Genomic DNA, 11,209 nt, shown 5'->3' with positions numbered 1-11,209 from the left:
TCGGCTGTTGTCTGACTTCAGACATTGCCACTTCTGTCAATGCGTAAGTTCTATGATATTGCTTTCTATTCTGACAAACTTTGCCTGCTAGGACGTTCTAATTCCTGCGCCCTACACCCCACACCCTACACCCCTCTTCCCCGAACTCCTGTATTCTGAGTCAGGGGTTTTGAGGTAAGAACAATGTGGCAGCGTCCTGATGGTCGAAAACCGGATCAACTACGTCCGGTGAGCTTTGAGCGGAACTTTACGCGGTTTGCCGCTGCATCAGTGCTGGCAAAATGTGGTGATACGCAGGTGCTTTGCACAGTTTCCATTCAGCCTAAAGTACCGCGCTTTTTAGAAGGCAAAGGGCAAGGTTGGCTGACAGCAGAATATCGCATGCTGCCAGGCGCAACTCCAGACCGCCAAGAACGCGAACTCATGAAACTATCTGGTCGTACCCAGGAGATTCAGCGCTTAATTGGACGTAGCCTGCGATCGACCCTTGATATGGCAGCCCTGGGCGAACGCACGATCGTCGTTGATGCGGATGTGCTACAAGCGGACGCTGGCACACGTACCACGTCCATTACAGGTGGCTTTGTGGCACTGAAGGATGCGCTTGATCAGCTAGTGGCAAAGGGAGACCTGGAGCGATCGCCCATCATTCATCAGGTTGCTGCCGTTTCAGTCGGCTTACTGGAGGACGAACCCATGCTCGATCTCAACTATCCCGAAGATGTGGCGGCTGAACTGGATTGCAACGTGGTGATGAATGAAAGCCTGGAGCTGATTGAAATTCAAGGCACGGCTGAAACGGGTAGCTTTAGACGCACGCAACTGAACCGCATTCTGGATGTTGCCGAAACGGGCATTCAAGCCTTGTTAAAAGCTCAGCTTCAGGCGTTTGAGTAGACTTAGAAATGACTGGCGCTGATAGAACGTTTGCCAAGTCAATAGACATAATGAAACTAATCAGGCTTGAAGCGCACTGCTGACCGCTTGATTTTAACAAACCGTTGATGGCAGGTAAGAGCCTCTATGACGCTGGCCGCTCAAAACACCGCATCCCAACTGATGACGCTGGAAGAGTACCTCAAGTACGACGATGGCACAGACACTCGGTATGAGTTGGTGAATGGAGAATTGCTTGTTATGCCACCCGAAAGTGAGATCAATCGGCGCATTGCCTCATTGCTTTTTGCTTTTTTTCTGAAGCAAGGCATTCCAACCTATCGAGTGAGCATTGGCACTGAAATTGTAGTCAGCGGTTCACGAGCAACGACGCGCTTTCCTGACTTGATGATCTTGTCTGAAGCGCTAGCGATCGCCCTAGAGGGAGCCACTCGATCGACCGTGATGCCAGAGATGCCGCCGCCGTTGCTCGTCGTTGAGGTCGTCAGCCCCAGCCAGGAAGCACGAGACTATCGCTATAAGCGGTCTGAATATGCAGCGCGAGGCATTGCCGAATATTGGATTGTGGATCCGATACAGCAAAAAGTGACAGTGCTGGAATGGGTAGAGGGGCTGTACGAAGAAACGGTTTATACAGAAGAGAACCCGATCGTCTCTCCGCTGTTCGGTATATTGGCACTCACGACCGCTCAGATCTTGCAAGGGCGCTAGACGACGACAGCTATGGGTTAAACGTTCACAAACTTGAGTCGGCGAGAGACCGAGGCAATCGCGTTATAGGGTTTTGCAGCGATCGCAGACCTGGAGACATGGCTGGAGTCTCAGTCCAAGTAAGTGACGATCGCACTTGAAACAGGAATATTCTCATTTGAAACAGGAACGATCGCATCTGAGGTAGGAACGATCGCATTTCAAATAGGAATGTTCTCACTTGAAATAGGAACATTCTCACTTGAAAGAGGAACGTTTCTGTCTGAAACAGGAATGTTCTCGCTTGAAACAGGAACGATCGCACTTCAAACAGGAATGTTCTCACTTGAAACAGAACCAATCGCACTTGAAATAGGAATGTTCTCACTTGAAACAGGAACGATCGCATCTCAAACAGGAACGATGTCACTTGAAACAAGAACGATCGTACTTGAAATAGGAATGATGTGGTTCGAGGTTTGAGCGATCGCAGCATAAACAGGTTGACCGTCCGTGTATCTAACCTCACCAAATAAATGGGAATGTAAAACCTGGTTAGATCCTGACACGATTGAGTACACGATTCACCCTGCTCGATCGTCGGCACCGCAGACACTACCCATCCAACCTCTAGCCACCCTCACATCCCTTATGCTACACCTATAGCAAAATTCCCAAAGCACTCTTCCCCTGCCTCCCCTGCTTCCCCCTCTTCCCACCCCTTACCCTTCACCCCTCCATGAAAGCCACCGAAGTCCTCAACCGCTACGCCAACGGAGAACGAGACTTCCGCCGCGCCAACCTCCGAGGGCAAAACTTCAAAGGGCAAGACCTTTCCGGGGCAGACTTCACCGAGGCAGACATTCGTGGGGCAAACTTCAACAATGCTGTTCTAAAAGGAGCCAACTTTACAGGGGCAAAGGCGGGTGTACAAAAGCGGTGGGTCATCGGTCAACTGTTACTCCTATTTCTCATCTCTGCATTAGCAGGGGTTTTACAGGGATATTTCGGCTATTACATTGCTTACTACTTTCCTCGCTGGTGGGACTCTACGTATGACAGAACTTACGTTGTAACCGATGTAACGACGACTATTTCTTTCTTCATCACGATCAGCGCTGCCTCTATTGCCATCGCACGACAGGGCTTCACCAGCAAAGTAGCCGCAACCATCTGCTTCGCTGTTGCTGTTGCTGTCGCTGCCGCTGCCGCTGTCGCTGTCACTGTCGCTGCCGCTGTCGCTGTCGCTATCGTTGTTGCTATTGCAGTCGCTATTGCTGTCGCTATCGTTGTTGCTATTGCTGCCGCTGTCGCTGTCGCTATTGCAGTCGCTGAGGCAGTTGCTGGCGCTGGTGCTATTGCAGTCGCAGTCGCAGTTGCTGGTGCTGGTGCTGGTGCAGTTGCAGTTGCTGTCTCTGTCGCTAGTCTGCTGTTAAGCATCTATGCTGCTCGTCGAGCGCTGAAAGGCGATGAAAAGTTTGAGTTGACTCGTAGTTTTGGCATCGACTTTGCTGCTATTGGTGGGACAGCGTTTTGCGGTGCCGATTTGACCCAAGCCAATTTTACTAACGCCACACTCAAAAGCACCAACTTCAACCACACCAAGCAACAGCCAACCAATCTCACTCACGTCTGCTGGCAAGATGCCAAAAAGCTAGACCGCGCCAGAGTCGGCGACTCCATTCTTGCAAACTCGACGGTGCTTAAGTTGCTTGTAACTCGTGATGGTCACAACCAGACGTATATTGATGCCAACCTGCGCGGTGCAAACCTCAATGGTGTAAACCTCAATGCCGCCAATCTAAAGTGGACAGACCTTAGCGATGCCACTCTCCATCGTGCTGAACTCAAAGACGCGAACCTGCGCGAAGTCCTTGCCATTGGCACCGACTTTACCGCTGCCTACCTCACCGGAGCTTGCCTGGAAGCCTGGAACATCGACAGCAATACCAAGCTAGAGGATGTCGATTGCCAGTACGTCTATCTTCTCCGCAACCAGCAAGAACGCCGTCCCAGCAGCGGTGACTTTGCTCCTGGTGAATTCACCAAACTGTTTCAAGAAGCGCTCAACACCGTTGACCTCATCTTCCGCAACGGCGTGGACTGGAAAGCCTTCGTTGCTGCGTTCAAAACCGTGCAGGTAGACAATGACGGTACTGAACTGACGATTCAGAGCATTGAAAATAAGGGCGATGGTGTGGTGGTTGTTAGAGTCAGTGTTCAAGAAGAAGCCGACAAAGCCAAGATCCACAGCGAGTTCAATCAGAACTACGACCTTGCGCTCAAGGCACTGGAAGCGAAATATCACGCGGAACTGAAAGCCAAAGACGAGCAGATCACCATCTACCGCGAGAAAAGCGCCGATATGACGGAGATTCTGCGCCTGCTTGCCAATCGTCCTGTTACCGTTGAAGTAAACGCCAGCGCCGAGAGTAAAGCCATGAGCGACAGTACAGACAAAAGCCAGAGTGTGAATATTGGCGGCAACGTCACCGGATCAACCATCAATCTCGGTGCTATCAGCGGCAGTGTTTCCAACGTGGTCAACCAGTTGCCCAGTACGCCTGACTCTGCTCAACCTGGCATTAAAGAACTGTTGCTCGAACTGCAAGCTGCTATTGAAAGCGATGCCGATCTGCCCGAAAAAGGCAAAGCCTCCGCGCTTGAACAGGTCAAGGTGCTGGCAGAAGTTGCCCAAGATCCGGAGCAACCCGAAAAGAAAGGGTTAGGGAGTCAAGCGGTGACGTTCTTCAAAAATGCTGCGTCCTTTCTGCCTGACACCGCGAAGCTTGCCGAAGCCTGTACTAAGCTGTTGCCGCTGATCACGAAGGCGTTGGGTCTACCGTTCTAGAATGATTTGCTTTAGTGGGCATTGCCCACCCTACCTGAGACTCCCGCTTCCTACAAGCAGTTTCACATCACGATTGGCTTGCAAAAAAAGTGGGGAAGCATCGCTGCCTCCCCGTTGTTGATTTTGATTGTCAGATTGTGCTTTCAGCTTTTGCCGTAGCGCTTGAAATTGCTTGCGGCGTTGACGCTGACGGGCAGAGCCGCCTTTGCCTTTATCGTTTCGTCCTTCGCGACGGGGTGATTCCCATCGTTTGAGTCGTTGTGTCATGGTGGTGCTCCGTAGAGTTAAGGAGTCAGCAGCGCGTAGTCTGTGGTCAGGAAGAGTGGAGCGGCACTGACTCTAAAGTTTTTGAGTTGACCAATATTATGGCCTCTCCTTTATTCTAATCTAGCTGCACAGCGAAGTTAGTGACTTTAAGATGCTGCCACCTGCATTCTGGCTCCTGACTTCTGGATTCTTTCGCAGCCCACCATTCGTCACGATCGCCCCTGCATCTGCCATCACAGCCAAAACAAAAAGCCCAGATCAAACTGATCCAGGCTGTGAGGGTTATGAAAAATGGCACAACTGCTTAATTGTTCACCAAGCCACGGAAGATTGAATCGACCGTAGAAAACTCGTTCAGCAGGAAGAAGGCAACAAAGGCACCCCCTGTTGCACCTACAAAAAAGCCGCCAGCTAACTGGCTCCAGCCCTCGGCTGTCTGCAAGGAATCTTTCGAGCCGCTGTGATCATCGTTAAATGTCACCAGACCATAAACCGAGAGGCAGGCTGTTGCAATCAAGATCAACGCCAAGCCAGAAATTAAACCGCCTAGTGCTGCCACATCAGAATCACGTAGGGGGCCAAATTTGACCCAGGGGCCAATCAAGAAATAGCCGTGAGCCAGCCCAATTTCGAGACCACGGACGATCGGCGCAAGCCCTTTGCGGTAAGCAGGCAGATTTCCGATAAACGCTTTGGTAAAACCAGAATCGCTAATGGGTGTAGAGAGATGCCCTGTAAACGGGTCACCTTTCCAGGGTTGAATAAGCTCTGCATTTCTAGGGTCAGACATACTGAACGTGTCCTAACTTATCTAAGGGTTTCTAAGAATTAGGATAATTCTACGCCCACGATGGGATGCTTCGTTAGTTCAGCAGCAAGAACCGTTAGAAAAGTTAATAGGAACCTTGTGACTCGATCGTGCAAGGTTCAGGCATCAGTGCTAGATAAGGCTTGAACTTGGGCGATTTGCTGATGGAGCGTATCCGTTAAAGCGGGCAGATCAGCTTGCGCGATCGCCTGCTGTTCTCCCGTTGCCAGCCATTTAAGCTGAACAGTCTGGTCGGCAGCTTCGGCATCACCAAGGATGAAGCACCCGATCGCCCGACTGCGATCGGCTCGCTTAAACTGTTTGCCAAACGCACTACCGCTCAGGTCTAACTCTGCTTTAAAGCCTGCTCTACGGAGGATCTGCGCCAGCTTGAGTGCCTGCGCTTCGGCCGTATCGCCTTTGGAAACAATATAAAAGTCAGTGGTGATAGGTTGAGCAGGTTTTAACTGCTGTAGCAGCCCGATCAGCCGCTCAAGCCCGATCGCCCAGCCGATCGCCAGTGTTTCGGGGCCACCCAGTTCTGTGACTAAACCGTCATAGCGACCGCCGCCGCCCACCGTACCAAACTGGATGGATTGAAACTCAAAGGCTGTGTGGCTGTAGTAATCTAAGCCGCGTACTAGCTTAGGATTAATGGTGTAGACGATCCCCAAGTCCGTGAGCAGTTGCTGCACGTTAGCAAACCGTTCCTGCGAAGTGGTGCTAAGGCTCTGACCCAGGAGGGGTGCTTCTTGCAGAATGGCTTGCGTTTTGGCATCTTTGCTGTCAAGAATTCGCAGCGGGTTGCGCGTCAAGCGATCTTGTGAATCGGGATCAAGGTCTGCCTTGTAGGGAGTGAGGTAATCCACAAGCAACTGGCGGTATTGGGCACGATCGTCCCGTGTGCCCAGTGAATTTAGCTCCAGGAGTAAATCCTTTAGCCCTACCGCTTGGAGAAAATCGACCGCGATCGCAATCACTTCGGCATCAGCGCGGCTATCGCCACTGCCGAGCAACTCGACTCCCAACTGGTGAAACTGTCGCTGTCGTCCGGTGCCTGGACGCTCATAGCGAAACATCGGCCCCATATACCAAAGCCGTTGCACGCCCCCCTGTGCATGCAGCCCGTGTTCAATAAACGCACGTACCACGCCAGCCGTGCCTTCAGGACGAAGCGTCAACGATCGCTCCCCCTTGTCCTGGAAGGTATACATCTCTTTGCCGACCACATCAGTGGCTTCCCCAATGCCGCGTTCAAACAGGTCGGTTTGCTCAAAAATGGGCGTGCGAATTTCGACAAAGGCTGCTCTCGACAAAATCGATCGAGCGGTTGCCTCTACCTGCTGCCAGTAAGCAATTTCATCCGGCAGAATGTCTCGCGTTCCCCGTTGCGCTTGAATTAACCCCATGTGTTGTCTATTTAACGGCTTCCCAGGCACCATAGCGATCGCTATAGTACGCCAAAATTTGTTGCACTTGCTGACGACGGGTTGAGTTTGAGTCATCTAAACCGATGATGCGAAGACTATCGATTTGGCTGAGGCGGTAGTCAAACTGCTGGGATTGTTGAGGCAGCAGTTCCACAGTCACTCCGTCAACTTGCTCTAGATGGGCCGCCACCTCACGATAGACCGCTAGCGGCAATCCTGGATAACGAATGCGATCGTCCACGTGATCATCTCCAATCGACTCAACTTTCAATCGACGCTGCCTTTTCTCATGGAACGTCATCATAATCCAGCGAGAAAAGACTGTTTGGCATCGTGCTGACTCAGGCTGTTAAAGAGGCGATCGTTCAGGGCAGGGCGATCGGCTCAGCCATGAAGGAGCTAACGCCAATCTAAACTGTGCCATGAGCGTCTAGCAACTCAGGAAATTGCTTCATTCTCCAACGTTGGTAAGCTAGCATTTGGTAGCGCACAGCAGTTGACATCGTCCAGGCACACCTTACCCCACTGCAAGGCCCAACGCACCAACGCCACTCGATTATCGGTTTCAGTCTTGGTCAAAATATTGCTGACATGGTTATCAACGGTTCGCTTACTAATTTCCAGCTTTTCGGCAATTTCTTGATTAGTCAAGCCAGCAGCTACCAGTTCGATCACCTGAAGTTCTCGGTCTGAGAGAGGACCCTGCACTTGAGATTCACTAGCAGCCATAGATTCCTCGTCTGTGTATATCTACCCATCAAACCTCATTCTAGGGTAAGTTAGCAAAAATACTCATGAATAAGCCTGACATGCAGAAACCCGATAGTGTCTGGGTTCATAAACCCTGGTGGTGTCAACCCTGGTCAATTTTGCTGACAGGGGGAGTGTTGATTGGGGGCAGTTGGTGGCTGCTGCAAATGGTCTGGCTGACAGTGCTTGTAGCGGTGCCTGTTGTCACATGGATAGTCTTTTTTCTGGGGGTTTATCCTCGGTTGATGATGCAGATGGAGGTGCCACTTAGTGCAGAAGGTAGAAGGCAGGAGTCAGAAATTAGGAGTCAGGAGCCAGAGGGATAGCCTTCTACAAGAAGGTAAAAGGCAAAAGGCAGGCGTTGATGCTGCTGATTGAAGTGTTGTACGAGGCTTTTTTCATTGGTGTGGGCGATCTTGCGATCGATACGACATGTGGTTGAGTTGGTATTCTGCTTTGGCGTAGTGGCTGGTTTCTGTACTCGTTCGCCACAACTGCTGGCTACGTTTAACATAAAGACATCCCTCATAAACGAAGCCATTCTCTCGATCGTGCTTGAGTCATTGAGCTTGCTTTAATGTTCTGTCATAACGATGGTTTCGTCGGAACGATGGTATTGGCATCATTAGACTGAGTGCTTGGTGTAGGAAGCGATTCGGTGCGATAAGGAAGAGTGTCAGTCAAGTGATGCTGTTCGATCTGTGCCAGGTAATTTGAAGGTGTGGCTTAATGAGTGCAGATAGACCTGGCAAGGATGTTTCATGCACAGCGATACGGTAACGATCTACTGCCCCAATCATCTTTGTCAGGCTCCAAATCCAGAGAGCCATCGGTTTTGCCAACAATGCCGCACGCGGTTACCAAAGCGGTATTTGTGGGCGATGGGGAAAGAGCTTGAATCGTATCGATCGGGCGAACTGCTGGCGGGGCGCTATTACGTAAAGCAGAATAACGTCGTCCTGGATACGCTGCCTGGGCGCTTACCACATGCGCCTGCGGAGATTTCGCCCGATATCGAACCCTATCTCCGGTTAGCGCCGTATCAACTGCATGTACCGCAAGTGTATGGAGTGGTGGAAGCCTCGCCTAAGCGGCGAAGAGAGGTGTTGCTGCTGGAGCAAGTGCCACTGTATGCAGATGGTGTGATAAGTGATGCATCTACATTGCTGGAAGGGCAGTTAATGCCAGAACTAACGGCAGTCTGGGCACAAAGCAACGCTTTGCGGCAGCTTAACTGGCTGTGGCAAATGGCGCACCTCTGGGAACCACTTGCTAGTGAGGGCGTAGCAACAACCCTGCTAAAGCCAGAACTGCTGCGTGTCGAGGGCGCTTTAGTGCGGTTACTGTCTTTACAGGCTGATGGTAAAACACCTGTCACCCTGGCAGCTTTAGGGAAACTCTGGCAACTTTGGCAGCCTATTGCACAGGCAGACATCGCTGCTTTTTTGGATGAGCTATGCCAACTGATGCAAACAGGCCAGGTCAGGAATGCCGAACAACTGACCAGTCTATTGGATCAGGCATTGGCAACGTGTGGTCAGGCGCAGGCTCGACACCTGCAAATTGCAACCTTGACTGATCAAGGACCGAGCCGCCAACGCAACGAAGATGCTTGCTACCCGCCCGGTGGTACGGTCTGGACAGGCATTGATCCGGCGCAAACGCAGCCGTTAGTCATTGTTTGTGATGGCATCGGAGGTCACGAAGGTGGCAATGTGGCGTCCAATCTGGCGATCGATACCATGCAGCAGCAGTTGCAGTCGCTACCGTTTCAAAATGGCTCCCTTGAGCCAACAAATTTGATGCTGCAACTGGAACAGACTACCCTGGCGGCCAACGACCTTATCAGTCAGCGTAATGATGATGAGCAGCGACAAGAACGGCAACGGATGGGGACAACTCTGGTCATGGCGTTGGCCTCTGCCCATGAGGTGTACCTCGCCCATGTCGGAGACAGCCGCATTTACCGAGTAACGCGCCTGGGTTGCCATCAAGTTACCCTGGATGATGACCTGGCATCACGAGAAGTAAGGCTGGGCTATGCGTTGTACCGGGACGCGTTACAGCAGCCGGGATCAGGCTCGTTAGTGCAAGCATTAGGGATGAGTGCTTCAACAATGCTTCACCCAACCGTGCAGCGCTTTGTGCTGGATGAAGACTGTGTGTTTTTGCTGTGTTCAGATGGCTTGAGCGATCACGATCGTGTGGATGAAGTCTGGCAGAGTGAGCTTTTACCACTGCTAGAGGGCGTGATCGATGTTGCCACTGCGACCCAACGACTGCTGACGATCGCCAACACCAAAAATGGGCATGACAATGTGACGATCGGGCTGCTGCACTGTCAGGTTACATCACCGTCATCATCCCAAAATCCAATCCCCGTGCCTACAGTGTTGGATGCAACCAACACAACGAATCACCCCACGACACCCATCACCCAAACCAATGGGTTCTCGACTACCAGAACGCAGAAGACGCAAATTTTACCCACCCAGAACTCTTCGACTAACCCGCTCGTTGCCTTACTTGTGTTGCTGGTTTTACTGGGGTTAGGCGGTGTTTTTGCCTATGCCCTCTCTCCTGACGTGCGCCTATGGGTTGCTGCACTCGTTGGTTCACAGCCACCAGGAGAGCAACTATCTCCATCACCTGAGACGACCGCTACACCGCCTACCGCGCTCCGCCCCGAAAGCCAATCACCTCAGATCGAAGCGCTGTCGGTCGGCTCACTATTGCTAGTTGAGCGCAGCACGATCGAAGCCGCACCCGCACCCACTCAACCATTCGTGCTGTGGAATCAACCGGAACAAACGACCAGTACAGAGAAAGGGCGTGTGCGCTTGGGAACGATCCCTGCTGGCAGCGTGCTACAGCTTTCAAGCCGTCAGTCCATTCCCGACCGCGGCTATTGGCTCAAGCTCAAAGTCTGCTCGATTCCTCCACCTTCAGCTGCCGCCACCGCGTCTCCTGTCAAGCCAACAGTGAAGTCAGGTGAAAGCGGTTGGATTGAGCAAGACGCGATCGCCCCCTTTGTCACGCAAAACTTAGGGTTAAAGGCATCGCAGTTAGGAGCATGTGCCCCACCACTGCCCGTCACTCCGGCAGCACCATCAGCCAGCCCCTCACCTACCTCTGTGGTAAAACCCGTTGGGTAATATGTGGTTCAAATGTGGATCAAAGCGGTCAGCGTAGAAATTTTGAGTTTTGAGTTAAATTTCCGTCTTCCCCTGCTTCCCTACTGGAATTTAGACTAACGGCAGGGGAAATAGCCCCAACCCTTTGCAGCAGTTAAGTGCTGTGATACCAATTCTTCAAGCTTCAGCGACAGCTGCTCTAAAGTAGCGATTGGATGCAACCAGCCAACATGGCAAGTGTTGACAAGCTCGCGATCACCGCAACCGGAGCAGACCGCAAAACCGCACGTTTGGAGCGTTGAACTGCAAGCTTTGAGATTTTGGAGGAAATGTCTAATCGTTCTCCATTAAAGCAGCCTTTGCAGGGCATATCGTTCGTGCA

General features: G+C 51.8%; 12 protein-coding genes. 5 read left to right on the top strand and 7 right to left on the bottom strand.

From position 1 onward, the window contains the following. Positions 1-183: 183 nt before the first annotated feature. Both rph and AC5JLP_RS19780 read left to right on the top strand, forming a co-directional pair. Complete coding sequence (rph, locus tag AC5JLP_RS19785; protein ID WP_496069662.1) at positions 184-897, top strand: ribonuclease PH; 714 nt, start codon at positions 184-186, stop codon at positions 895-897. Between the two features lie 126 nt (positions 898-1,023). Then, on the top strand, positions 1,024-1,608 hold the full coding sequence (locus AC5JLP_RS19780; protein WP_496069661.1) for a Uma2 family endonuclease: 585 nt from the start codon (positions 1,024-1,026) through the stop codon (positions 1,606-1,608). Between the two features lie 25 nt (positions 1,609-1,633). On the opposite strand, the gene AC5JLP_RS19775 is transcribed toward AC5JLP_RS19780, so the two are convergent. After that, complete coding sequence (locus AC5JLP_RS19775) at positions 1,634-2,203, bottom strand: DUF6888 family protein (protein WP_496069660.1); 570 nt, start codon at positions 2,201-2,203, stop codon at positions 1,634-1,636. Between the two features lie 123 nt (positions 2,204-2,326). Here AC5JLP_RS19775 and AC5JLP_RS19770 point away from each other — a divergent pair, with 123 nt between their 5' ends. Further along, positions 2,327-4,438: a pentapeptide repeat-containing protein gene (locus AC5JLP_RS19770; RefSeq protein WP_496069659.1), complete on the top strand. Its 2,112-nt coding sequence runs from the start codon at positions 2,327-2,329 to the stop codon at positions 4,436-4,438. Between the two features lie 30 nt (positions 4,439-4,468). Here the strand turns inward: AC5JLP_RS19770 and AC5JLP_RS19765 are convergent, their stop codons facing one another. The 5 genes from AC5JLP_RS19765 to pedR all read right to left on the bottom strand — a co-directional run bounded on the left by AC5JLP_RS19765 (position 4,469) and on the right by pedR (position 7,672). Beyond that, complete coding sequence (locus AC5JLP_RS19765; protein WP_496069658.1) at positions 4,469-4,705, bottom strand: hypothetical protein; 237 nt, start codon at positions 4,703-4,705, stop codon at positions 4,469-4,471. A gap of 304 nt (positions 4,706-5,009) precedes the next feature. Further along, on the bottom strand, positions 5,010-5,495 hold the full coding sequence (locus AC5JLP_RS19760) for a photosystem I reaction center protein subunit XI (RefSeq protein ID WP_496069657.1): 486 nt from the start codon (positions 5,493-5,495) through the stop codon (positions 5,010-5,012). Between the two features lie 137 nt (positions 5,496-5,632). Beyond that, positions 5,633-6,955 (bottom strand): histidine--tRNA ligase, encoded by a 1,323-nt coding sequence (hisS, locus tag AC5JLP_RS19755; protein WP_496069656.1) that lies wholly within the window; start codon positions 6,953-6,955, stop codon positions 5,633-5,635. Continuing rightward, the gene (locus AC5JLP_RS19750; protein ID WP_496069655.1) at positions 6,930-7,247 is read right to left on the bottom strand and encodes a hypothetical protein; all 318 of its coding nucleotides are present in this window, start codon (positions 7,245-7,247) and stop codon (positions 6,930-6,932) included. The genes hisS and AC5JLP_RS19750 overlap by 26 nt, the downstream gene beginning before the upstream one ends. Before the next feature lie 134 nt (positions 7,248-7,381). Then, positions 7,382-7,672 carry a photosynthetic electron transport-dependent transcriptional regulator PedR gene (gene pedR / locus AC5JLP_RS19745; RefSeq protein WP_496069654.1) on the bottom strand — a complete coding sequence of 97 codons (291 nt, stop codon included), beginning with the start codon at positions 7,670-7,672 and terminating at the stop codon, positions 7,382-7,384. 65 nt (positions 7,673-7,737) lie between these two features. On the opposite strand from pedR, the gene AC5JLP_RS19740 reads away from it, so the two are divergent. Next, the gene (locus AC5JLP_RS19740) at positions 7,738-8,019 is read left to right on the top strand and encodes a DUF6737 family protein (RefSeq protein ID WP_496069653.1); all 282 of its coding nucleotides are present in this window, start codon (positions 7,738-7,740) and stop codon (positions 8,017-8,019) included. Here AC5JLP_RS19740 and AC5JLP_RS19735 read toward each other — a convergent pair. Then, a complete protein-coding gene (locus AC5JLP_RS19735; RefSeq protein WP_496069652.1) occupies positions 8,001-8,207 on the bottom strand; it encodes a hypothetical protein in 207 nt (68 codons plus the stop codon). The two genes, AC5JLP_RS19740 and AC5JLP_RS19735, sit on opposite strands and share 19 nt — an antisense overlap. Before the next feature lie 247 nt (positions 8,208-8,454). Here AC5JLP_RS19735 and AC5JLP_RS19730 point away from each other — a divergent pair, with 247 nt between their 5' ends. Then, positions 8,455-10,848 (top strand): PP2C family protein-serine/threonine phosphatase, encoded by a 2,394-nt coding sequence (locus AC5JLP_RS19730; RefSeq protein ID WP_496069651.1) that lies wholly within the window; start codon positions 8,455-8,457, stop codon positions 10,846-10,848. Positions 10,849-11,209 lie beyond the last annotated feature (361 nt).

The sequence above is a fragment of the Stenomitos rutilans genome (assembly GCF_059505485.1).
Note: the sequence above shows the minus strand (reverse complement) of the source record. Positions and strands in the feature narration are given on the sequence as shown.

Bases quoted from the DNA above. Each gene is read 5' to 3' on its own strand.
- AC5JLP_RS19730 (WP_496069651.1), top strand. From the start codon at position 8,455: ATGCACAGCGATACGGTAACGATCTACTGCCCCAATCATCTTTGTCAG.
- AC5JLP_RS19760 (WP_496069657.1), bottom strand. From the start codon at position 5,495: ATGTCTGACCCTAGAAATGCAGAGCTTATTCAACCCTGGAAAGGTGAC.
- pedR (WP_496069654.1), bottom strand. From the start codon at position 7,672: ATGGCTGCTAGTGAATCTCAAGTGCAGGGTCCTCTCTCAGACCGAGAA.
- AC5JLP_RS19770 (WP_496069659.1), top strand. From the start codon at position 2,327: ATGAAAGCCACCGAAGTCCTCAACCGCTACGCCAACGGAGAACGAGAC.
- AC5JLP_RS19780 (WP_496069661.1), top strand. From the start codon at position 1,024: ATGACGCTGGCCGCTCAAAACACCGCATCCCAACTGATGACGCTGGAA.
- AC5JLP_RS19750 (WP_496069655.1), bottom strand. From the start codon at position 7,247: ATGATGACGTTCCATGAGAAAAGGCAGCGTCGATTGAAAGTTGAGTCG.
- rph (WP_496069662.1), top strand. From the start codon at position 184: ATGTGGCAGCGTCCTGATGGTCGAAAACCGGATCAACTACGTCCGGTG.
- hisS (WP_496069656.1), bottom strand. From the start codon at position 6,955: ATGGTGCCTGGGAAGCCGTTAAATAGACAACACATGGGGTTAATTCAA.
- AC5JLP_RS19735 (WP_496069652.1), bottom strand. From the start codon at position 8,207: ATGTTAAACGTAGCCAGCAGTTGTGGCGAACGAGTACAGAAACCAGCC.
- AC5JLP_RS19765 (WP_496069658.1), bottom strand. From the start codon at position 4,705: ATGACACAACGACTCAAACGATGGGAATCACCCCGTCGCGAAGGACGA.
- AC5JLP_RS19740 (WP_496069653.1), top strand. From the start codon at position 7,738: ATGAATAAGCCTGACATGCAGAAACCCGATAGTGTCTGGGTTCATAAA.